Origin of the sequence: Cryobacterium glucosi (genome assembly GCF_004402235.1) — a bacterium.
GTDB classification, from domain to species: domain Bacteria; phylum Actinomycetota; class Actinomycetes; order Actinomycetales; family Microbacteriaceae; genus Cryobacterium; species Cryobacterium glucosi.
The window spans coordinates 27,462-49,804 of sequence record NZ_SOFS01000032.1 but is presented as its reverse complement, the minus strand read 5'-3'; the positions used below and the strand labels follow the sequence as shown (position 1 = coordinate 49,804).

Here is a 22,343-nt window from a genome sequence, read left to right as displayed (position 1 = left end):
TTTTCTGGTCCGGCATCGCCGGGCTTCCAGTCGGATGCACAGGCAACAGGAGGCAACAGTGACGAACATCAGCACGACGACCCGGGCGGCGGCGCCCAGTCGGGAGAATCCGATCCGGCTTGCTCTCGTGGACGACCACCGGATGCTGCTGGGGGCGTTGACGGAGTGGATCCGCGGCGCCGCAGACGACATCAACATGGTCGCCGCTGTGACGACGTGGCCGGAACTTCTCACCCACCCCGAATTCCCGGTGGACGTCGTTCTCCTCGACCTCGATCTCAAGGACAACATCCCGGTTTCGCTCAAGATCTCGACCCTCAAGACGGCCGGTGTCAAGACCGTCCTGATGAGCACGTACTCGGAGCCCGGCCTCGTGCGCGAGGCACTCGCCGCCGGGGCACTCGGCTACCTCGTCAAGAGCGAAGAAGCCGGCATGATCGTCGACGCGATCCGGGCAGCCTTCGACGGGGAGTCGTACATCTCCGCTGAACTCGACGAAGCGCTCAGCGCCGGAACGGGCGGCGGTTCGCCGAGACTGAGCGCACAGGAACGCCGCGTGATGGCTCTCTACGGTGCCGGCGAGCCCGTCAAGGCCGTTGCCCACCAGCTCGGCATCTCCGAGGAGACCGCCAAGTCCTACCTCAAGCGGATCCGCGAGAAGTACCGTCTTGCGGGCTTCGACGTCGGAACCAAGGTCGCGCTGCGGAAGCGCGCGATTCACGACGGGATCCTGCTGCAGACGGACTGAGCTCGAGCTCCCGACCCTCTGTCGGAGTCTTCCGTGACCGTCGCAGGCGCAGACCGCGCCGACCCGAGTCGCGAAAGGTTCCGACTTCGGCGTTAAACGGCGTCCGTGACGACCTCGATGAGGGCGGTGCCGTACGGCACGTGCCGTCCGTTGCGGCGCCAGGACCGGTCGATCGCGAAGCTCACGACCGCGAGCGAAAGTCCGATGACGCTCAGGACCGCGCCGATCCAGACCGGGGCGACGTAGCCGAGGCCGCCGGCGATGGCCAGGCCGCCGAGGAACGCGCCGAGCGCGTTGCCGATGTTGAGGGCCGAGTGGTTGAGCGCAGCCGCAATGGACTGGCTGTCGTGCGAGACATCCATCAGCCGGGTCTGGATGGCCGGGGACAGCCCGGCCGCCGCGCCGCCGACGAGGAAGACGCCGGCCAGGAGTCCGGGCAGGAACTGGGCGGACAGGGCAAGTCCCACCAGGGCAACGATCATCACTGCGAAGAACCCGTAGAGGGTACGGCGGACGCTCTTGTCGGCGAGGTGGCCGCCGAGCAGGTTGCCGACGGTCATGCCGAGGCCGATGACCACGAGCACGAGCGGAACGGCGCCCGCGCCGAGGCCGGTCACCTCGATGACGAGCGGGGCGACATAGGTGTAGACGGCGAAGAGGCCGCCGAAGCCGATCGCCCCGATACCGAGCGCGAACCAGACCTGCAGCCGACCGAACGCCTTCAGCTCGTTGCGCATCGTCGCGAGCGCGTTACCCGCCTGGAACGGCACGAGCAGGATCACGGCGAGGAAGGTGACCGCGAAGACGGCGGCGACGACGAGGTAGGCGACCCGCCAGCCGGACACCTGCCCGATCCAGGTGATCACGGGCACGCCGATCACATTGGAGATGGTCAGGCCGCTGAGCACGAGCGCGACGCCGCGCGCCCGCTTGCCCGGGCCCATCAGGTCGGCAGCGACGAGCGAGGCGATGCCGAAGTAGGCGCCGTGCGGGAGCGCGGCCACGAACCGGGCCACGAGCACGAGCCCGAACGTCGGCAGCAGGGCGGAGGCGATCGTCGCGAGGGTGAACGCGGCGAGCAGGGCGAGCAGCAGCTGCTTGCGCGGCCAGCGTGCCGCTGCGGCCGCGATCGTCGGGGCTCCGACGACGACGCCGAGAGCGTACGCCGAGATCAGCCAGCCGATCTGGGCGTTCGCAGCGTCCGGCGCTGTCGCGTAGAGGCCGGGCAGGAGATCCCGCGCGAGGTTCGGCAGCAGCCCCATCGCCACGAACTCGGTCGCGCCGATGCCGAAGCCGCCGAGGGCGAGGGAGAGCAGGGCAAGGCGGATGCGGGCCGGAGACAGAATCGCCGACCCGTCGGTGGGTGGGGGCATGCGGTCCAGCCTAGGGCCGGACCGTTGCGGCGGGAAGCGCCCGGCAGCATCCGCCTGCCCGTGCGGTGCCTGCTATGCCGCGCCTCCGGCCGCCCGTGCGTTCTCGAGCGCGACCTCGAGGCGTTCGACCTTGCCGGTCAGCTCGCCGGTGCGACCGGGGCGGATGTCCGCCTTGAGCACGAGGGACACCCGCGGCCCGAAGGCGCCGACGGCCTCCGTGGCGGCCTTGACGACGGCGAAGACCTCGTCCCAGGAGCCCTCGATCGTCGTGAACATCGAGTCGGTGTGGTTCGGCAGGCCCGAGTCGCGGACGATCCGGACGGCCGCGGCGACGGCGTCGTGCACGGAACCCTCGGCATCCTGGGCTCCGGAGGGCGAGACGGAAAAGGCGACGAGCATGATTACTCCCTGGGGATGAGGATCGGGCGGTCGAGGCCGGCCGCCGGTGGGTCGTGCGGGGCGGCGTTGCCGTTCCCGTGGCGGCTGCCGTGCTGGGCGGAGCTGCTGCCGAGGGTCCACACCTCGCGGACGGCCCAGGCGAGCACGACGAACTCGAGCACGTTGCGCATGGAGAGGGCGAGCACCATCAGCGGGTTGGCGACGAGCAGCCAGTCGTACAGGTAGGGGTAGACGACCTGGGTGAGCCCGGCGATGACCGTGACGAGGATGGTCGGGGTACGCCAGCCGCGCCCTCGCAGGAGGATGCCGAGGATGGTCGGCGCGGCGAGCCAGATCACGAACTGCGGAGAGCCGACCTTGTTGACGGCCATCAGCGTCACGACGAGCGCGAGGACGAGCGGCGGGAACAGCCTCTCGAAGCTCGCCCCTGCCCGTGTCGCCCGCACCGCGATCAGCAGCACCGCTGCGATGCAGAGCGCGAGGACCGGCGTCATGAGCGCGACGGCGATGAAAGATCCTGGGCCGACGACCTGGAAGGTGAGGATGTCGTGGTCGTAGTAGATGTAGCTGCCCGGGATCCGCAGCGCGGCCTGCACCATCCAGATGGCGCCGACGGGAGACTCGATCTGGATGCCGCGGTTGGCCTGCTCGGAGATGAAGCTGAACACGCGGAGGCCGCTGCCGAGGCTGAGCGCCGTGACCACGATGACGGCGCTCGTGGCGAGGAAGGCGTAGCCGGCGCACATCCGTTGCTTCGATGCGATGACAAGCGCCGCGATGACAGCGATCGGCCAGATCTTCACCCACGTCGCGAGCGTGAGGATCACGGTGCCCCAGACCGGCCGGGTCCGCAGCCACAAAACGGCGAGGATGACGAGCGGGGCCGTGATCGAGTCGATCCTGGCGATCGCGATCGGACCGAGCAGCAGGAGGAAGGCCAGCCACCAGCCCGCGGCGAGGAGCGCGCGCGGCCCGCGGCGCCGGCCGGTCAGGGCCGCGAATGCGACCGCGTTGAGGAGGGTGACGATGCCGAGCCAGGTCGCCGTGTACGAGGCGGTGCCGAAGGCGAGGGCCGCGAAGATCGGCACGACGGCGAGCAGGGGGTAGACGAAGGGCGCGGTGATGCCGACGAGGGCCACTCCGCTCGCGGCGTCGGTCGCCCAGCCGAGGTAGACGACGTCGACATCGCCGAGCGGCCAGCCGATCGCGGCGAAGCAGATGTAGACGAGCCAGGCGTGCACAGCGATGAATCCGGCCCAGAGCAGGATGCGCAGGCTCGGCCCCGACGCGAACCGCACCGGTGGTTTCGGGGGGAGGGAATCGGGCACGTTCCACTTTCCCACACCCCGGTGTTCTTAACGAGACCGTCACATTCGCTGGTGGGTGCCGACGACCGCGAAAACATGCGTCATGATGGCCAGAGACAGTCATCTCGAGGAGTGGTCAATATGGTGAATCGCCGCAGGTCCCGTCACATTTTTGTGCTCGCCCTCTCCGTGGCGGGTGCGCTCCTGTTGAGCGCCTGTTCGGCAGCGAGCCCCACCCAGGGCAGCGCCCCGTCCACGAACGCGGAATCGCTGAGCTCCCCCGATCCCACGTCGTACCTCACACCGGGCAAGCTCACGATCGGAACCGGGGAACCCGCGTACTTCCCCTGGGTTATCGACGACTCACCAGCATCCGGCAAGGGCTTCGAAGCCGCCGTCGCCTACGCCGTCGCCGGCAAGCTCGGCTTCGCGAAGGAGAACGTGACCTGGGTGCGGAGCACCTTCGACGAGGCGATCGCTCCGGGGCCGAAGGCCTTCGACTTCAACCTGCAGCAGTTCTCGATCACGGCCGAGCGCGCCCAGCAGGTCGACTTTTCCTCTCCGTACTACGAGACCACCCAGGCCGTGATCACCGTCAGCACCTCTCCGGCGGCCGCCGTGACCTCGCTCGCCGGACTCAAGGGTCTCCTGATCGGGGCCGCGACCGGCACGACGAGCTTCACGGAAGCGGAGAAGCTGATCGCACCGACCCAGGGCGTGCAGGCGTTCAACACGAACGACGACGCGAAGCTCGCACTGCAGAACGGCACCGTCGACGCGATCGTCGTCGACCTCCCGACAGCGTTCTACCTCACCGGGGTCGAACTCGACGGCGGCACGATCATCGGGCAGCTGCCCGATGCCGCAGCGGGGTCGAGCAGCCAGACCCCCACCCCCGGCGCAACGCCCGGCGCCCAGGCGGGTACCGACGCATTCGGCCTCGTCCTCGCCAAGGACAGCCCACTCACCGCCGCCGTGAGCGCCGCCGTCGACGCCCTGCGCGCGGACGGAACCCTCGCGAACCTCGCCGATACCTGGCTCGCCGGCAACGCGGACGCGCCCGTCCTGAAGTGACACCGGAGGAAGGTCCAGTGGTCGGTCCCGACCTGGTCACCGACACGGTCACCGACACCGGTCGGCCGACGCGGCCGTCGAGCGCGGTCGAGCTCGGCCGCCGGGCGTACCGGCGCACGCAGACCGCCCGGTCTGTGCTGCTGAGCGCGGTGAGCACGGTCCTCTTCGCGATCGTGATCTGGGTGTTCGTGGTCAACACGCCGGGCTGGACCCGGGTACAGCAGTCCTTCTTCGACCCCGCCGTCGCGGTGAAGGCCTGGCCGCGCGTGTTCGAGGGACTGTTGCTCAACATCCGCGTGCTGCTCGTCGCCGCCGTCGGCGTGCTGATCGTGAGCCTGCTGCTCGCGACACTCCGCACCCTGCGCGGCGCGGTCTTCTTCCCGCTGCGCGCCCTCGCCGCCGGGTACACCGACCTGTTCCGCGGGTTGCCGCTCATCATCGTGCTCTACCTCGTCGGCTTCGGGCTGCCCGGCCTCGGGGTGTTCCCGAAGCTGCCCTCGTATGTCTGGGGCACGATCGCACTCGTCCTGACGTACTCGGCCTATGTCGCCGAGGTGTGGCGCGCCGGGATCGAGGCGGTTCACCCCTCGCAGGTGCTCGCCGGTCGCTCGCTCGGCCTCAGCCACGGCCGCACCCTGCGCACGATCGTGCTGCCGCAAGCGCTCCGCAAGGTGACGCCGGCCTTGATGAACGACTTCGTCGCGATGCAGAAGGACGTCGGCCTGATCAGCGTGCTCGGCGCCGTCGACGCGGTCAGGGCCGCCCAGATCGAGACGGCGGCGAGCTTCAACTTCACGCCGTACGTGCTCGCCGGGCTGCTTTTCGTGCTGCTCGCCCTGCCGATGATCCGCCTCACGGACTGGCTGTCCGCCCGGATGCGCCGCCGCGAGCAGGTCGGTGGGGTCGTATGAGCGAGGCAGCGGATGCCGTCGTTCCGGTCCTCCGGGTCGACGACGTCTACAAGAGCTTCGGCTCGGTTCCCGTGCTCCGCGGCATCGACCTCGTCGTGCACGAACACGAGGTCGTCGCACTGATCGGGGCGAGCGGGTCCGGCAAGTCGACCCTGCTCCGCGTGATCAACCTGCTCGAGCGCGTCGACGACGGGCAGGTCTGGCTCACCGGCCGGGACATCAGCGACCCGCGCGCGAACAGGGACGCCGTGCGCGCCAGGATCGGCGTGGTGTTCCAGCAGTTCAACCTATTCCCGCACCTGAGCGTGCTCGACAACGTCACCCTCGCCAGCCGGATCGTGCACCGGGTGCCGCGCCGCACGGCCGAGGCGCGCGGCCTCGAGCTGCTCGACCAGATCGGCCTGTCCGCGAAGGCCCGCGACTTCCCCGACCGGCTGTCCGGCGGCCAGCAGCAGCGTGCCGCGATCGTGCGGTCGATCATGACGAACCCCGAACTGCTCCTCCTCGACGAGGTGACGAGCGCGCTCGATCCCGAGCTCGTCGGCGAGGTCCTCGACCTCGTGCGGCAGCTCAAGCAGTCGGGAACGACGATCGTGATGGCGACCCACGAGATGGGCTTCGCGCGGGACGTCGCCGACCGGGTCGCGTTCATCGACGCCGGCCGGGTCCTCGAGTTCGGGCCGCCGGAGCAGGTCTTCGACGCCCCGCGCGAGCCCCGCACTCGCGCCTTCCTCGCCCGCATCCCGCGCCGCTGATTCGGTCCGGGTCAGGGGCGGAGGAGGGCCGCGATCGTCGCGGGGATGGCCTCGGCGACATCGAGGGCCACAAGCGGGCCGCCGGCGGACGCCCGGGCCGCCGCGAGGCCGTGCACGAGCGCCGCGGTCGCCGCGAGGACGGCGCAGGCCTCGGCATCCGCTTCGAGCGCCGCGGCGTGGGTGGCGAAGAGTGCGCCGAGGATGCCCCCGAGCACGTCCCCCGCGCCGGCCGTCGCGAGCCACGGCGGGGCACCGGTCACCGTGAGCCTGGCACCGCCGGGCGAGGCGACGTACGTCACAGCCCCCTTGAGCAAAACGGACACGCCGAGCAGGTCGGCGGCGCGCACGGCCCACTCCCCCGGGTCCGCCGCGATGTCCGCGGGCGTCACGTCGACACGCCGCCCGGAGACCGCGCAGGAGCCCGCGCCGGAGAGCAGCCCGGCGAGCTCCCGGTAGTGCGGGGTGATCACGGTCGGGCCGCTGTGACTGCCGACGAGGTCGAGGGCGCCCGCGTCGCACACGACGGGAACCCCCTCGGCGAACGCGCCCTCGAGCGCCTCGAGCGTCGCCGGCGAGCGCTCGGAGGCGTCCATCCCGGAGCCGAGCAACCAGGCCTGCACCCGCCCCTGCGCTGTGACGATCTCGGGCCTGCGCTGCAGCACGAGGCTCGTGGCCCGGCGCGGGCCGAGGTAGCGCACCATCCCGAGCCCCGTGCGCATGGCCGCCTCGACCCCGAGCACGGCGGCGCCCGGGTAGGCGCGTGAGCCCGTGCGCACGCCGAGAACGCCCCTGCTGTACTTGTCTGCGGATGCCCCTGGCACGGCGATCCACTCTCGCGCCCGCTCATCGTCCCAGGCCTGCCATCCCGCGAAACCACTCATGACCCCACGATAGATTGGTTTGCGTGCCCCTGACCCAGCCCACCCCCGCCCAGCAGCCCGCCCAGCCCCTCGCCTTCCGCCCCCTGACCGTCCGGGGCCTGACCGTGCGTAACCGGCTCTGGGTCGCCCCGATGTGCCAGTACTCGATCCTGAAAGAGGACGGCGTGCCGGAGGACTGGCACCTCGTGCACCTCGGCGGCCTCGCGGCGGGCGGGGCCGGCCTCGTCATCGCCGAGGCGAGCGCGGTGAGCCCGGAGGGTCGCATCACCGCCCGAGACACCGGCATCTGGAACACGGAGCAGGCCGACGCCTGGGCCCGCATCGTCCGCTTCATCCACGGACAGGGCGCACGCGCCGGCATCCAGCTCGCGCACGCCGGCCGCAAGGCATCGACCTGGCCGGCCTGGGGCACCGACAGCCACGGCGCCGTCCGGCACGGCACCGTCCCCGCGGCGGAGGGCGGCTGGCCGACGCTGTCGGCGTCGACCATCCCGTTCCCCGGCTACGCGGCTCCCGTCGCCCTCGACGCCCGCGGCATCGACATGGTCGTCGACGATTTCGCCGCCGCGGCCGTCCGCGCCATCGAAGCCGGCTTCGACGTGCTCGAGATCCATGCGGCACACGGGTACCTGCTGCACCAGTTCCTCTCCCCGCTCAGCAACGACCGCACCGACGAGTTCGGCGGTTCCCTCGAGAACCGCGCCAGGCTGCTGCTGCGGGTCGTCGCGGCCGTCCGCGCGGCGGTCGGCGAGTCGCATCCGCTCTTCGTGCGTTTCTCGGCCACCGACTGGGCCCCGGGAGGCTGGACCCCGGAGGAGACCGCCATCGTCGCCGGCTGGGCGCGCACCGCGGGCGCCGACTTCTTCGACATCTCCTCCGGCGGCAACGTCACGGGCGTGCAGATCCCGCTCAGTCCCGGCTACCAGGTGCCGCTCGCCGCTTTCGTGAAGGGCGAAGCGGATGTCCCGGTGAGCGCGGTCGGACTCATCACGACCCCGGCGCAGGCCGAGGAGATCCTCGCGAGCGGGCAGGCCGACGCCGTCATGCTCGCGAGGGAACTCCTGCGCGACCCGCACTTCCCGTTGCGGGCAGCCCACGAACTCGGGGCGACGATCGACTATTGGCCGCCGCAGTACCTGCGCGCCCGCTGGCCGGAGGCCTGAGCGCCCCACCGACCCGGCGCTCACTCCGGCCAGACGCTCAGGGCGTCTGGCCCTTCACGCCGTCTGGCCATTCACACCGACTGGGACACGCAGATGAAATTCCCTTCCGAATCCCGGAACCAGGCAGCCTTGCCCTCGGAGTCCGTTGCGATGCCGTTCTCGGTCTTGAGTCCCGGCACGTCGTACTCCTCGAACACAACTCCGCGGCTGCGCAGCGCGGCCATTTCGGCCTCGAGGTCGTCTGTCATCCAGCCGAGCGCGGTGTTCCTGGCCGTGCCGGCGTTCTCGGTTTCGTAGACCTGCACCCTGGCCCCGGACGGCGTGCGGTAGACGAGCCCGTGCTCGTGCTCCTCCGCCGGTTCGAGCCCGAGCTTGTCCCGGTAGAACTCCCTCGCGCGCTTCAGGTCCTTCGCCGGCAGTACCGAATAAGCTTCCAACTGGCTCAACATGAGTCTGCCTCACTTTCTTTCGGCGCACATTTTACGCCCTCGAGCACCCGCCGTCGAGGTCCCGGCCTGCCCGCAGCGTCCGTCGGACCCGGTACCTCGACGCCGCTCAGAGACGCCGGGTCGCGTCCTGCACTTCGCCGACGAGCTCTTCGATGATGTCCTCGAGGAAGAGCACCCCCGTCGTCGCCCCGACTGCGGTGAACGAGCGGGCGAGATGTGCCCCGGAGCGGCGCATGGTCGCGAGCGCGTCCTCGAGGTCGGTGCCTTCGTAGATCGACACGAGCTGGCGGATGCGCTTGGCCGGGATGGGATCGGCGTAGCTGCCGAGGCCGTTCCCGGCGGTGCTGCCCGTGACGGGGATTCCCGCGTCGCCGTCGAGGTCGATTACGTCCTTGAGGTGCACGTAGCCGGTCGGCTCCCCTTCGGCGGTCACGAGCACGTAGCGCGAGAAACCGTGCTTGGTGACGGCCTTCTCCACGTCGGCCGGGCTTGCGGACTCCGGCAGGCTGATCAGGTCCGCGAGCGGGACCGCGACGTCGCGCACCTTGCGGGTGGTGAACTCGAACGTAGCGCTGAGCGCACCGGTTCCGTCGCGGAGCACGCCCTCCCTGGTCGACTCCGACACGATCGTCGCGACCTCCTCGAGCGTGTACGTGCTGTTCGCCTCGTGCTTGGGCTCGACCCGGAACAGCCTCAGGACACCGTTGGCAGTCGAGTTGAGCGCCACGATCAGGGGCTTGACGAGGCGTCCGAAGAACACGAGCGGAGGCGCGAGCACGAGCACGGCCTTGTCGGGGATCGAGAACGACAGGTTCTTCGGCACCATCTCGCCGAACACGACGTGCAGGTAGGAGACGAGCAGAAGCGTCACGATGAACGCGATCGCGGTGAGCGCCTCGTCCGGCAGCCCGGTCAGGGCGAGCGGCGCCTCGAGCAGGTGGTGGATCGCCGGCTCAGAAACGTTCAGGATCAGCAGCGAGCACACCGTGATGCCGAGCTGGGTCGTCGCGAGCATGAGCGTCGCGTGCTCCATCGCGTAGAGCGCCGTCCGGGCGCCCATCCGGCCGGCGGCTGCGAGCGGCTCGATCTGGGAGCGCCTCGCGGAGATGACCGCGAACTCGGCGGCCACGAAGAAGGCATTTCCGGCGAGCAGCACGAACAGCCAGACGATTCCTGCCCAGTCACTCATGACGGCGCTCCTTCGGCTTCGCCGCGGTGGGTCGGGTGGGCGCAGAGGGTGCCGTCGCCGGCGTCGCCAGCGGTACGGGTGCGACCGCGACCGTGGTCCCCGGCTCGGACTCGGTCTCCGGTTCCGGCTCCGACGTGGGCGTGAAGCGGATGCGGTCGATCCGGCGACCGTCGAGACGTTCGACCGAGAGCTCTCCCGTTGCGATGCCGACGACGTCGCCGACGACGGGCAAACGGCCGAGCTCGCTCATCACGAAACCCGCGACCGTCTCGTACGGGCCGTCCTCAGGAACCACGACGCCGGTGCGTTCGAGGAGTTCGTCCGGGCGGAGCATCCCGGGGAAGGTCAGGGAGTCCGGCGAACGCACGACCCCCGCCCTGGTGCGGTCGTGCTCGTCGGCGACCTCGCCGACCAGTTCCTCGACGAGGTCCTCGAGGGTCGCGACACCGGCGGTTCCGCCGTATTCGTCGACGACGACGGCCATCTGGTAGCCGCGGCCGCGGAGTTCGACGAGGAGGCCGTCGAGTTTCATGGTCTCCGGCACGCGAACGGCCTCGGACTGGAGTGCGGACACCGGGACATCCGCCCGGCGGTGCCGCGGCACGGCGACGGCCTGCTTCACGTGCACGATGCCGACGACGTCGTCGACGCCCTCGTCGACGACGGGGAACCGCGAATACCCGGTTTGGCGGGTGAGGTCGATCACGGCCTGGGCGGAGGCGTTGCGCTGGATGCTCGCGACGCGCGGGCGGGGCGTCATGACGTCGGCGGCGGTGTGGCCGGAGAAGAGCAGGGTGCGGTGCAGCAGCGTCGCCGTGTCCTTCTCGAGCAGGCCGGCACTGGCAGAACGCCGCACGAGCGAGGAGAGCTCCTCTGCGGTGCGCGCTCCGGACAGCTCTTCCTTGGGTTCGATCCCGATCGACCGGAGCACGGCGTTCGCGCTGCCGTTGAGCACGGTCACGGCCGGGCGGAACACGGTCGTGAACAGGGTCTGGAACGGGATCACGAGCTTCGCGGTCTTGATCGGCAGGGCGAGGGCGAAGTTCTTCGGCACCAGCTCGCCGATGATCATCGAGGCGAGGGTCGCGATCACGATCGCGGCCGTCGAGGCGACGACGGGCACGACGAGTTTCGGGAACCCCGCAGCCAGCAGCGGCGGCGCGAGCAGGCTGCTGATCGCGGGCTCGAGAGCGTAGCCGGTGAGGAGCGTGGTCAGGGTGATGCCGAGCTGGGCGCTCGAGAGATGCGTCGAGGTGATCTTCAGGGCCGCGATGGTCTTCGCGAGCCGCGTCTCTCCGCGGGCCTGCCTGGCCTCGAGGTCGCTGCGCTCGAGATTCACGAGGGAGAACTCGCTCGCGACGAAGAGGCCGGTGCCGATGGTCAGGATGATGCCGACGCCGAGCATGACCCACTCAAACATCGCGGGGCCCGGCGTCCGCTGTCGTTTCAGCTGTCGTTGCAGCTGTCGTCACAAGGGGAAAACCGTTCTCACGGGGAGAACGGTCACTGGGCGAATTCGCAGGAGGAGGGTCGTCCATTATTCATCCAACTATACCGTGCAGGTCCCGTGCGGGACCGGGTGCGCGTGGCACACCCGGACCCGATTGTCAGGAAGCGACCGCTACCAGGAGACGGGGAGGGCCTTGCCCTCCTCGTAGCCGGCGGCCGACTGGATCCCGACGAGGGAGCGCTCGTGGAATTCGTCGAGGTTGGTCGCGCCCGCGTAGCTGAACGAGCTGCGCACACCGGAGGTGATCATGTCGAGCAGGTCCTCGAGTGAGGGACGGAGCGGGTCGAGGTAGATCTTCGAGCTCGAGATGCCCTCTGCGAAGAGGGTCTTCCGTGCGAGCTCGTACGGGTCGAGCCTGTCGAAGCGTTCCTGAACGGCCTTGGTCGATGCCATGCCCCAGCTCTCCTTGTAGACCGCGCCGGAGGCATCCGTGTCGAGCAGGCCAGGCGCCTCGATGGTGCCGGCGAACCACGAGCCGATCATGACGGATGCCGCGCCGGCGGCGAGTGCGAGCGCCACGTCCCTGGGGTAGCGCACCCCGCCGTCCGCCCAGACGTGCGCGCCGAGTTCGCGCGCGGCGGCTGCGGTCTCGAGCACGGCGGAGAACTGCGGCCGGCCGACGGCGGTCATCATCCGGGTCGTGCACATCGCGCCGGGTCCGACGCCGACCTTCACGATGGTGGCGCCCGCCCCGACCAGGTCGTTGACGGCATCCGCGGTCACGACGTTGCCTGCGACGATCGGGATGCCGAGGCCGAGCCCTGCGACGATGCCGAGCGCCCGCAGCATGCCGGCCTGGTGCCCGTGCGCGGTGTCGACGACGAGGACGTCGACACCGGCGGCGACGAGCGCGCGTGCCTTCGCGGCCACGTCGCCGTTGATGCCGATCGCCGCGGCGACGAGCAGACGCCCGTGGGCATCGACGGAGGGCTGATAGAGGGTCGAGCGGAGCGCGCTCTTGCGGCTCAGGGTGCCGACCATGACGCCGTGGCGGAGCACGGGGGCGAAGTCGAGTTCCGCGGCGGTCATCACGTCGAAGGCGCGGCGCGGGCCGTCGATGTCCTCGGCGTCGAGGGACGTCAGCGGGCCGTGCAGCAGGTCGCCGAGCTGGGCGTCCGGCAGGGCGGTGCCGAGCCTGGCGGCGTCGATGCAGCCGAGGTATGCGCCGCGGGCGTCGTTGACGACGATGCCCTGGCCGGCGACGGGGGGCACCTGGCGCAGGGCGCTCGCGACCGTTTCACCCGGCCCGAAGATGAACGGGGTGTCGAAACGGGTCGACTGGTCCTTCACCCAGCGGATCGCGGCGTCGAGTTCCTGCAGGTGCATGTCCTGCGGCAGCACGCCGAGTCCGCCGCGGCGTGCGAGGGACGCGGCGAGCCGGGGACCGGTCACCGAGTTCATGTTCGCGGACACGACAGGGATGGTGGCCCCTGTCCCGTCTCCGGGCGCGAGGGAGACGTCGAGCCTGCTCGTGACGGCCGATTCGCTCGGCACCAGGAAGACGTCGGAATACGTGAGATCGTGGCTGGGGATCGCTCCATAGAACTGCATGCAAATAACGCTAGCCCCCCGCATCGATACCCGCAGCCATGCGCGATTGGTTTAGGCTGGGCGGGCAGACCGAACCGGCGATTTTCGGCCGGGGATATCCAAAATTCAACGCAGAGAGTGGGAACCGGCTGTGTCGAGCCAGTTGACCGGTAGTGGATCCGACGAAGCAACGTCGGGTGAATTCGGAGCGAACGAGTGGCTCGTCGACGAGCTGTACGAACGGTACCTCGTCGACAAGAACTCGGTGGATGAGTCCTGGTGGCCCGTGCTGGAGAGCTACCACCAGACCGCGAACGGGGCAGGCCACGACGCGGAATCACCCGCTGCCGAGGCCGCGCAGCCGGCCCAGACGGCGGCATCCGCCCCCGCAGCAGCAACCCCGGTCGCACCGGCCCCCGTCGCATCCGCCCCGGTCGAGCCCGCCCCGATCACGGCACCGATCGCGATCATCGGCGGCCAGCGCACCGCCCGCACCACCTCGACCGCCCCGCGTTCGCTCCCCGTCCCTGCCGACGCGCCGGTCAAGGGTCAGCCGGCGCCGGCTGGCCCTGCCGAGACGCAGGACCTCGTCACCCCGCTCCGCGGCATGCAGAAGAGCCTCGCCGCCAACATGGCCACGAGCCTCACCGTGCCAACGGCGACGAGCGTGCGCACCATCCCGGCCAAGCTCCTGATCGACAACCGCATCGTGATGAACAACCACATGCGCAGGTCCCGCGGTGGCAAGGTCTCCTTCACGCACCTGATCGGCTGGGCGCTGATCAAGGCCCTCAAGATGTTCCCGAGCCAGAACGTCTGGTACGACGAGATCGACGGAAAGCCCTCCGTCGTCGCTCCCGCCCACGTCGGCCTCGGCATCGCGATCGACCTGCCCAAGCCGGACGGCACCCGCGCCCTGATGGTCCCCGCGATCAAGCGTGCGGACACCATGACCTTCGGCGAGTACCTGTCGTCCTACGAAGACCTCGTCACCCGCGCGCGCAAGAACAAGCTGACCGCCGACGACTTCTCCGGCGCGACCGTTTCGCTCACCAACCCGGGCGGCATCGGGACCGTGCACTCCGTCCCCAGGCTGATGAAGGGGCAGGGCTGCATCATCGGCGCCGGCGCCCTCGACTACCCGGCCGAGTTCCAGGGTGCGAGCGTCAAGACGCTCACCGGCCTGGCCATCTCCAAGACCATCACCCTCACGAGCACCTACGACCACCGCGTCATCCAGGGCGCCGGCTCCGGCGAATTCCTCAAGATCGTGCACGAGCTCCTCATCGGCGGGCACCACTTCTACGAAGACATCTTCGCGGCGCTGCGCATTCCATACGACCCGATCCACTGGGCGCCCGACATCAGCGTCGACCTCGCGAGCGCCGTCGACAAGACCGCGCGCGTGCAGGAACTGATCAACGCCTACCGGGTCCGCGGACACCTGATGGCCGACGTCGACCCGCTCGAATACACCCAGCGCACCCACCCCGACCTCGACATCGCCAACCACGGCCTGACCTTCTGGGACCTCGACCGCCAGTTCGTCACGGGCGGCTTCGGCAGCCAGCGGCTGATGCTGCTCCGCGACATCCTCGGTGTGCTCCGCGACTCCTACTGCCGCACGACCGGCATCGAGTACATGCACATCCAGGACCCTGCCCAGCGCAAGTGGATGCAGGAAAAGATGGAGAAGACCTACGTCAAGCCCACGCATGACGAGCAGATGCGCATCCTCGGAAAGCTCAACGAGGCCGAGGCCTTCGAGACCTTCCTGCAGACCAAGTACGTCGGCCAGAAGCGGTTCAGCCTCGAGGGCGGCGAGTCCACCATCCCGCTCCTCGACGCGATCCTCGAAGGTGCGGCGAATGCCGGCCTCGACGGCGTCGCGATCGGCATGGCCCACCGTGGCCGGCTGAACGTGCTCACCAACATCGCCGGAAAGACCTACGGCCAGATCTTCCGCGAGTTCGAGGGCACCCAGGACCCCAGAAGCGTGCAGGGCTCAGGGGACGTCAAGTACCACCTCGGCACGGAGGGCAGCTTCCGCGGAAACAACGGCGTGGAGATCCCGGTGTACCTCGCCGCGAACCCCTCGCACCTCGAAGCCGTCGACGGCGTCCTCGAGGGCATCGTGCGCGCCAAGCAGGACCGCAAGCCGATCGGCACCTTCTCGACCCTCCCCGTGCTCGTGCACGGCGACGCAGCCATGGCCGGCCAGGGCATCGTGCTCGAAACGCTGCAGATGTCCCAGCTGCGCGGCTTCCGCACCGGCGGCACGATCCACCTCGTCGTCAACAACCAGGTCGGCTTCACGACGCTGCCCCTCGACGCGCGCACCTCGGTGTATTCGACGGACGTCGCGAAGACCATCCAGGCGCCGATCTTCCACGTGAACGGCGACGACCCCGAGGCCGTCGTGCGGGTCGCTGAGCTCGCATTCGCCTACCGCCAGGAGTTCAAGCGCGACGTCGTGATCGACCTGATCTGCTACCGCAGGCGTGGCCACAACGAGGGCGACGACCCCTCGATGACCCAGCCCCTGATGTACAACCTGATCGAGGCCAAGCGCTCGGTGCGGAAGCTCTACACCGAGGCGCTCGTCGGACGTGGCGACATCACCGAGGCAGAGTACGAGGCCGCGCACGCCGACTTCCAGGACCGCCTCGAACGCGCGTTCATGGAGACGCACGCCGCGCAGTCCTCGTCGATTCCGGTCGTCGGCAGCCAGGGCCTGTCCTCCGGCAACAACCTCCAGGACGAAGCCGTCGGCGAGCCTGCGACCACGGGCGTCCCCGAGGCGGTCGTGCACCTCATCGGGGATGCCTTCCTCAACAAGCCCGCCGGCTTCACGGTCCACAACAAGCTCCAGCAGCTCATGCAGAAGCGTGCGGACATGAGCCGGAACGGCAACATCGACTGGGCGTTCGGTGAGCTCCTCGCCCTCGGTTCCCTCCTGCTCGAGCGCACCCCGGTGCGCTTCGCCGGCCAGGATGCCCGCCGCGGCACCTTCGTGCAGCGTCACGCCGTTCTCCACGACCGCATCAACGGCCAGGAATGGCTGCCGCTCGCGAACCTCAGCGAGGACCAGGCCCGGTTCTGGATCTACGACTCGCTCCTGAGCGAATACGCGGCGATGGGCTTCGAGTACGGCTACTCCGTCGAACGCGCCGACGCGCTCGTTCTCTGGGAGGCCCAGTTCGGCGACTTCGCCAACGGCGCCCAGACCGTGATCGACGAGTTCGTGTCCTCCGCCGAGCAGAAGTGGGGCCAGCGGTCCTCCGTCGTGCTCCTCCTCCCGCACGGGTACGAGGGCCAGGGTCCCGACCACTCCTCGGCGAGGATCGAACGCTACCTCCAGCTGTGCGCCGAGAACAACATGACCGTCGCCCGCCCCTCGACGCCGGCCTCGTACTTCCACCTGCTGCGCCGCCAGGCGTACATGCGCCCGCGGCGCCCGCTCGTGGTCTTCACGCCCAAGTCGATGCTCCGCCTGCGCGGCGCGACGAGCGCGGTCGCCGACTTCACCAGCGGACGTTTCGAGCCCGTGATCGACGACGCGCGCATCACAGACAAGTCCGCTGTCAAGCGCGTGCTGTTCATGGCGGGCAAGCTCTACTACGACCTGCTCAGCGAGCTCGAGAAGAACCCGAACCCCGAGATCGCACTCGTGCGGATCGAGCAGTTCTACCCGCTGCCCGCAGCCGAGATTCAGCAGGTCGTCGCCCAGTACCCGGACGCCGAACTCGCCTGGGTGCAGGATGAGCCGGAAAACCAGGGCGCCTGGCCGTTCTTCTACTTCAGCACCAGCAAGGTCGTCAAGCGCCCGGTTCGGGTGTTCTCCCGGGCCGCCTCCGCATCGCCGGCGGCCGGCTCCGCGAAGCGGCACGCCGCCGAACAGGTCGACCTGCTGAGGAACGCGCTCACCCTCTAGGCGTACCTTTCCGGTCGAGAGTTCCCGTTCTGGCGGGCACTCTCGACCGGAAGGGCACGGGCATTGCCCGGAGACGGGCCCGGTCGTAGGCTGGCCGCGATCGCGACCTCGAAGGTGACAGGGACCGCGACGCGACCGAAGGAGTGTTGCTGTGTCCACCCGCGATGTGACCCGGCTCGGCGAACCCTGCTGGAACGACCTGATGACCTCGGATCCCTCGAAGGACCGTGAGTTCTACACCCAGCTCTTCGGGTGGCACGCGAGCGAATCCGGACCCGAATACGGCAACTACGTGACCTTCTCGCGCGGAGCCGCAGATGTCGCAGGAATGGCCGCCGCCCCTGACGGGTCGAACGCGCCGGACGCGTGGCTCGTCTACCTCTCGGTCGACGACGTCGACGACACGGTGACGGCCGCGGTCGCAGCCGGAGGCCAGGTGCTCCTGGAGCCGCTCACGGTCGGCGGGATGGGACGCACCGCGGTGCTCACGGACCCCTCCGGCGCCGCGGTCGGCATCTGGCAGCCCATTGAGTTCGACGGCTTCCACACCGTCGCCCGGCCGGGGACACCGATCTGGCACGAACTCAGCAGTCGGGACTACGACGCCGCCCTGCCGTTCTACGCGACCGTCTTCGGCTGGGACCCGCAGGTCCTGAGCGACACCCCGGAATTCCGGTACAGCACGATCGGGCCGGAGGGCATGCCCGTCGCCGGGGTCATGGACTCGACGGCGTTCCTCCCGGAGGGTGTTCCCTCGCACTGGGCGGTGTACTTCGGCGTCCCGGACGCGGCAACGGCCGCCGCCCGGGTCGTCGAGCTGGGCGGCGCGGTGCTTCGCGAGCCGTGGGACTCGGAGTTCGGCACCTTCGCCCAGGTCGCAGACCCGACGGGAGCGATGTTCTACCTGGGTTCGGTCGAGGCCGGCACGCCGACCGGCGCGGCCAGGGACGACGCCACAACGACGGAAACGGTCGCGACCGGCGTCGGCGACGACGCTGCCTTCGCGGATGCCGCCTTCATCGACGTCGACGAGAGTGACGTCGAAACCAGCCAGTCCGCCGGGTGACCCGTCACGGGCATCCGCCGAACGACGGTGCCGCGAGGGACACGCCAGGCAGGAGTCAGTGCCAGGCGGGAGTCAGTGCGAGGACTGGATGGTACGCAGTTTGAGCAACACCTGGTCGCGGAGGTCTTCCGGAGCGATCTCCCGGCAGGCGCGCTGCACGGCCTCGGTCAGGGTGCGCCCGACGAGGTGTTCGCTGCTGCAGTCCGTGCAGTGGGCCAGGTGCTCCTGGATATCGGCGGTGTCCTCGCCGCAGAGTTCGTTGTGGAGGTATTCCTCGAGTTCGGCCTTGGCCTTCTCGCAGCCGCAATCGGTCATTTCGTGCTCCCAGAGGTGTTACGGCCGGCCCGGCCCGTTGCAGCCGGGGTCCCGGATGCGGGCTGGGCTGAGCCCAGGCCGCGCTCGAGCGCATAGCCGGCCAACAGGTCACGCAGGAGTCGCCGGCCACGGTGCAGGCGGCTCATCACGGTGCCGATCGGTGTTTTCATGATTTCGGCGATCTCCTGGTAGGAGAAGCCCTCGACGTCGGCGAAGTACACGGCCAGCCGGAAGTCTTCCGGGATGGACTGCAGGGCGTCCTTCACGGCGCTGTCCGGCAGGTGATCGATCGCTTCGGCCTCTGCCGAGCGACTCGCCATCGCGGTCGTCGATTCGGCGCCCCCGAGCTGCCAGTCTTCGAGGTCGTCGATGGTGCCCTGGTAGGGCTCGCGCTGCTTCTTGCGATAGGTGTTGATGAACGTGTTCGTGAGGATGCGGTAGAGCCACGCTTTGAGATTGGTGCCCTGCTCGAACTGCTTGAACGCGGCGAACGACTTGACGAACGTCTCCTGGACCAGGTCCTGCGCATCCGAGGGATTGCGCGTCATCCGCATTGCTGCGGCGTAGAGCTGGTCGATGTAGGGCATCGCCTGTTCTTCGAACAGGTCTCGCAGGTCGATCGCGTCAGTTGTCATCACGGACAATTCTAATGCGTCGATCACGGACGTTTCGGGTCGTTCAAGCACCGTTGACAGCACCATCGGGACCTCCCTCATCTGTTCATCACCGACTATCCTGATAACCGATGTTGATCTCGAGATATTCCAAGCCCGATTTCGATCCCTACGGCGACAACGCGCCCGAAGAGACGGATGCCTGGTGGCCGGCCCCTGTTGCAGCGCGGCCGCTCGCCGCCGTCGTCTCCCTGCCGGGCTCGAAGTCGCTCACCAACCGCGAGCTCGTGCTCGCGGCCCTCGCCGACGGGCCCTCCCTCCTCCGCGCACCGCTGCACTCCCGCGACAGCGACCTGATGGTCGCCGCGCTCCGGCAGCTGGGCGCCACGATCGAGTCCGTCCCCGGCGACGGCGAGTTCGGCGCGGACCTCCGGGTCACCCCGGGCGAGCTCTTCGGCTCGACGACGATCGACTGCGGCCTGGCCGGCACCGTGATGCGTTTCCTCCCGCCCGTCGCCGCCCTCGCGCTCGGCCCGACGACGTTCGACGGCGACGCCGGTGCACGCCGCCGCCCGATGGCGACCACGATCTCCTCCCTCAGCGCCCTCGGCGCCGACATCAACGACGACGGCCGCCACGCGCTGCCGTTCACGGTGCACGGCACCGGCAGCCTCTCCGGCGGTGAGGTCACGATCGACGCGTCCACCTCGAGCCAGTTCGTCTCCGGCCTGCTCCTCGCCGCCCCGCGGTTCGAGCGCGGACTGCACCTCCGACACGACGGCGAACGCCTGCCGAGCCTGCCGCACATCGAGATGACGATCGCGACCCTCGCCCGCCGCGGGGTCACCGTGACGAGCCCCGCCGTCGGCGAATGGATCGTCGAGCCCGGCCCGATCCGAGGTATCGACGTCGACATCGAACCAGACCTGTCCAACGCCGCGCCGTTCCTCGCGGCCGCGCTCGTGGCCGGCGGGAGCGTCACGATCACGGGCTGGCCTGCCGAGACGACCCAGGTCGGCGCCGACCTCGCGCACCTGCTGCCGCTGTTCGGCGCGATCGTCACCCGCGCGGGCGACCGGCTCACGGTCACCGCGGGCGAGCATCTCACCGGCGTCACTCTCGACCTCTCAACGGGAGGTGAGCTCGCGCCGGCCCTCGTCGCCCTCGCCGCCCTCGCGGATTCCCCGAGCACGATCACCGGCATCGGCCACATCCGAAACCACGAGACCGACCGCCTCGCCGCCCTCGTGACGGAGATCAACGGGCTCGGCGGCGCCGTCACGGAGCTGCCGGACGGCCTGCAGATCGACCCGCGGCCCCTGCACGGCGGACAGTGGCACAGCTACGACGACCACCGGATGGCGACGGCGGGAGCCCTGATCGGCCTCGCTGTTCCCGGCGTCCTGGTCGAGGACATCGGCACGACTGCGAAGACGCTCCCCCAGTTCCCCGAACTGTGGCACGCGCTCCTCGCCTCGACCGTGCTCGCATGAGCTGGTGGGCCGGCGCGGACGACGACGAACCCGAGTTCGACGAGTCGAGCGTGCGGGTGCGCCCCAACCGCAAGGGCAGCAAACCGCGCACCAAGACCCGCCCTGACCACGAGGACGCGCTCACCGGGCGCATCCTCTCGGTCGACCGCGGCCGCTACACCGTCATGCTCGACGAGAACAAGCACACCGAACGACGGGTGACCGCGGCCAGGGCGAGCGAGCTGCGCAAGCACGCCGTCGTGACCGGCGACCGCGTCGACATCGTCGGAGACACCACCGGAGCGGAGGGCAGCCTCGCCCGCATCGTGCGGATCGTGCCGCGGGTCACCCTGCTGCGCCGCAGCGCCGACGACACCGACGCCGTCGAACGGGTCATCGTCGCCAATGCCGACCAGATGCTCATCGTCGTCGCCGCCGCGAACCCGGAGCCGCGCATCCGCCTGGTCGACCGGTATCTCGTCGCGGCGTACGACGCGGGCGTCACGCCGATCCTCTGCATCACGAAGACCGACCTCGCCGATCCCGCCGAGTTCCTGAACAACTTCGCCGGCCTCGACCTGATCGTCTTCACGAGCCGCGACGACGCCATGCCGCTCGAGAGCATCTCCGCTGCGCTCGTCGGCCATGACACCGTCTTCGTCGGCCACTCCGGCGTCGGCAAGTCCACGCTCGTCAACGCCCTCGTGCCGGACGCGCACCGCGCCGTCGGCGTCGTGAACACCGTGACCGGCCGCGGCAGGCACACCTCGTCCTCGACGGTCTCGCTGCGACTCGAAACGGATGCCGGCCGCGGCTGGGTCATCGACACTCCCGGAGTGCGCTCCTTCGGCCTCGGGCATATCAACACCGACAACATCCTCAAGGCGTTCACCGACCTCGCCGCGATCGCGGAGAAGTGCCCGCGCGGCTGTACCCATCTGCCGGACTCGCCGGACTGCGCCATCAACGAGGCCGTCGCGGCCGGCGAACTCGGCGACACCGGCAAGGCCCGCCTCGACTCGCTGCAACGACTGCTCGCGACCTTCGCGGTGTCCCCGCACCACTAACGTGGGGGCATGACGGATTCCACGCGCCTCGAAGCCGGCGACCCGGCACCGCAGTTCACGCTCACCGACCAGGACGGCGCATCCGTCTCGCTCGCCGGGTTCGCGGGCTCGAAGGTCGTCGTCTACTTCTACCCGGCCGCGCTCACCCCGGCCTGCACGAAGCAGGCCTGCGATTTCCGCGACAGCCTCGGTTCGCTCGAGACTGCGGGCTACCGCGTGCTCGGCGTCTCGCGGGACACGCCGGAGAAGCTCCGGGCCTTCCGGGACGCCGAGGGCCTCACGTTCCCGCTCCTGAGCGACAGCGACCTCACCGTGCACCGGGCGTACGCCGCCTGGGGCGAGAAAAACCTCTACGGCAAGACCGTCACGGGCGTCCTGCGGTCCACCTTCGTGATCGACGAGGCCGGACTGATCACGCTCGCGCTCTACAACGTACGTGCGACGGGCCACGTCGCGAGCCTGCGCAAGAAGCTCGGCCTCGGCGACTGACACCCGGTCCCACTTCCCCGGGGCCGTCAGGGGCCCCCAGCGGCCGCTGACGACATCCGCTGCCGTCCGGGCGGCACCGACCTGCTGCCTGGACGAA

20 protein-coding genes are annotated in these 22,343 nt (G+C 69.5%); 10 read left to right on the top strand and 10 right to left on the bottom strand.

The genetic code is table 11. From position 1 onward, the window contains the following. Positions 1 to 67: 67 nt before the first annotated feature. A complete protein-coding gene (locus tag E3O46_RS13975) occupies positions 68 to 748 on the top strand; it encodes a response regulator transcription factor (protein WP_255454140.1) in 681 nt (226 codons plus the stop codon). A 92-nt stretch (positions 749 to 840) separates the two neighbouring features. On the opposite strand, the gene E3O46_RS13970 is transcribed toward E3O46_RS13975, so the two are convergent. The 3 genes from E3O46_RS13970 to E3O46_RS13960 form a co-directional block, all read right to left on the bottom strand. Continuing rightward, positions 841 to 2,121: an MFS transporter gene (locus E3O46_RS13970; RefSeq protein ID WP_134561912.1), complete on the bottom strand. Its 1,281-nt coding sequence runs from the start codon at positions 2,119 to 2,121 to the stop codon at positions 841 to 843. Positions 2,122 to 2,193: 72 nt separating this feature from the next. Then, positions 2,194 to 2,520 (bottom strand): thiamine-binding protein, encoded by a 327-nt coding sequence (locus E3O46_RS13965; protein WP_134449780.1) that lies wholly within the window; start codon positions 2,518 to 2,520, stop codon positions 2,194 to 2,196. A 2-nt stretch (positions 2,521 to 2,522) separates the two neighbouring features. Further along, on the bottom strand, positions 2,523 to 3,848 hold the full coding sequence (locus E3O46_RS13960; RefSeq protein WP_166791084.1) for a glycosyltransferase family 87 protein: 1,326 nt from the start codon (positions 3,846 to 3,848) through the stop codon (positions 2,523 to 2,525). Positions 3,849 to 3,968: 120 nt separating this feature from the next. Here E3O46_RS13960 and E3O46_RS13955 point away from each other — a divergent pair, with 120 nt between their 5' ends. From E3O46_RS13955 to E3O46_RS13945, 3 genes are read left to right on the top strand one after another with little or no spacing between them, the layout of a single operon-like run. Then, positions 3,969 to 4,901, top strand: coding sequence for an ABC transporter substrate-binding protein (locus E3O46_RS13955; protein ID WP_134449778.1), 933 nt, complete (start codon positions 3,969 to 3,971; stop codon positions 4,899 to 4,901). 17 nt (positions 4,902 to 4,918) lie between these two features. Beyond that, positions 4,919 to 5,812, top strand: coding sequence for an amino acid ABC transporter permease (locus tag E3O46_RS13950; RefSeq protein WP_420897746.1), 894 nt, complete (start codon positions 4,919 to 4,921; stop codon positions 5,810 to 5,812). Beyond that, a complete protein-coding gene (locus E3O46_RS13945; protein WP_134561910.1) occupies positions 5,809 to 6,567 on the top strand; it encodes an amino acid ABC transporter ATP-binding protein in 759 nt (252 codons plus the stop codon). The genes E3O46_RS13950 and E3O46_RS13945 overlap by 4 nt, the downstream gene beginning before the upstream one ends. Positions 6,568 to 6,578: 11 nt before the next feature. Here the strand turns inward: E3O46_RS13945 and E3O46_RS13940 are convergent, their stop codons facing one another. Beyond that, positions 6,579 to 7,448 carry an ADP-dependent NAD(P)H-hydrate dehydratase gene (locus E3O46_RS13940; RefSeq protein ID WP_134561909.1) on the bottom strand — a complete coding sequence of 290 codons (870 nt, stop codon included), beginning with the start codon at positions 7,446 to 7,448 and terminating at the stop codon, positions 6,579 to 6,581. Between the two features lie 23 nt (positions 7,449 to 7,471). Here E3O46_RS13940 and E3O46_RS13935 point away from each other — a divergent pair, with 23 nt between their 5' ends. Then, on the top strand, positions 7,472 to 8,611 hold the full coding sequence (locus tag E3O46_RS13935; RefSeq protein WP_370294765.1) for an NADH:flavin oxidoreductase/NADH oxidase: 1,140 nt from the start codon (positions 7,472 to 7,474) through the stop codon (positions 8,609 to 8,611). A gap of 71 nt (positions 8,612 to 8,682) precedes the next feature. Here E3O46_RS13935 and E3O46_RS13930 read toward each other — a convergent pair whose 3' ends face one another. The 4 genes from E3O46_RS13930 to guaB1 all read right to left on the bottom strand — a co-directional run bounded on the left by E3O46_RS13930 (position 8,683) and on the right by guaB1 (position 13,310). Next, on the bottom strand, positions 8,683 to 9,060 hold the full coding sequence (locus E3O46_RS13930; protein ID WP_134449775.1) for a VOC family protein: 378 nt from the start codon (positions 9,058 to 9,060) through the stop codon (positions 8,683 to 8,685). 106 nt (positions 9,061 to 9,166) lie between these two features. After that, entirely contained in the window at positions 9,167 to 10,249 is a 1,083-nt protein-coding gene (locus E3O46_RS13925) for a hemolysin family protein (RefSeq protein ID WP_134560600.1), read from the bottom strand. Continuing rightward, entirely contained in the window at positions 10,242 to 11,669 is a 1,428-nt protein-coding gene (locus E3O46_RS13920) for a hemolysin family protein (protein WP_134449773.1), read from the bottom strand. Before E3O46_RS13920 ends, E3O46_RS13925 begins: the two co-directional genes overlap by 8 nt. A gap of 201 nt (positions 11,670 to 11,870) precedes the next feature. Continuing rightward, entirely contained in the window at positions 11,871 to 13,310 is a 1,440-nt protein-coding gene (gene guaB1 / locus E3O46_RS13915) for a GMP reductase (protein WP_134449772.1), read from the bottom strand. 130 nt (positions 13,311 to 13,440) lie between these two features. Between guaB1 and E3O46_RS13910 the strand changes: the two genes are divergently transcribed. After that, the gene (locus E3O46_RS13910; protein WP_134449771.1) at positions 13,441 to 17,223 is read left to right on the top strand and encodes a multifunctional oxoglutarate decarboxylase/oxoglutarate dehydrogenase thiamine pyrophosphate-binding subunit/dihydrolipoyllysine-residue succinyltransferase subunit; all 3,783 of its coding nucleotides are present in this window, start codon (positions 13,441 to 13,443) and stop codon (positions 17,221 to 17,223) included. A gap of 151 nt (positions 17,224 to 17,374) precedes the next feature. Then, positions 17,375 to 18,289, top strand: a complete 915-nt coding sequence (locus E3O46_RS13905; protein ID WP_241987427.1) for a VOC family protein — start codon at positions 17,375 to 17,377, stop codon at positions 18,287 to 18,289. A gap of 72 nt (positions 18,290 to 18,361) precedes the next feature. Here the strand turns inward: E3O46_RS13905 and E3O46_RS13900 are convergent, their stop codons facing one another. Both E3O46_RS13900 and E3O46_RS13895 read right to left on the bottom strand, forming a co-directional pair. After that, on the bottom strand, positions 18,362 to 18,604 hold the full coding sequence (locus tag E3O46_RS13900; RefSeq protein ID WP_134449770.1) for a zf-HC2 domain-containing protein: 243 nt from the start codon (positions 18,602 to 18,604) through the stop codon (positions 18,362 to 18,364). Then, the gene (locus E3O46_RS13895) at positions 18,601 to 19,239 is read right to left on the bottom strand and encodes a sigma-70 family RNA polymerase sigma factor (protein ID WP_174774656.1); all 639 of its coding nucleotides are present in this window, start codon (positions 19,237 to 19,239) and stop codon (positions 18,601 to 18,603) included. The genes E3O46_RS13900 and E3O46_RS13895 overlap by 4 nt, the downstream gene beginning before the upstream one ends. A gap of 110 nt (positions 19,240 to 19,349) precedes the next feature. On the opposite strand from E3O46_RS13895, the gene aroA reads away from it, so the two are divergent. From aroA to bcp, 3 genes are read left to right on the top strand one after another with little or no spacing between them, the layout of a single operon-like run. Next, complete coding sequence (gene aroA / locus E3O46_RS13890) at positions 19,350 to 20,711, top strand: 3-phosphoshikimate 1-carboxyvinyltransferase (RefSeq protein ID WP_134449768.1); 1,362 nt, start codon at positions 19,350 to 19,352, stop codon at positions 20,709 to 20,711. Further along, entirely contained in the window at positions 20,708 to 21,757 is a 1,050-nt protein-coding gene (gene rsgA, locus E3O46_RS13885) for a ribosome small subunit-dependent GTPase A (protein ID WP_134449767.1), read from the top strand. The genes aroA and rsgA overlap by 4 nt, the downstream gene beginning before the upstream one ends. Before the next feature lie 9 nt (positions 21,758 to 21,766). Next, positions 21,767 to 22,246, top strand: a complete 480-nt coding sequence (gene bcp, locus E3O46_RS13880; protein ID WP_134561908.1) for a thioredoxin-dependent thiol peroxidase — start codon at positions 21,767 to 21,769, stop codon at positions 22,244 to 22,246. Positions 22,247 to 22,343: the final 97 nt, after the last annotated feature.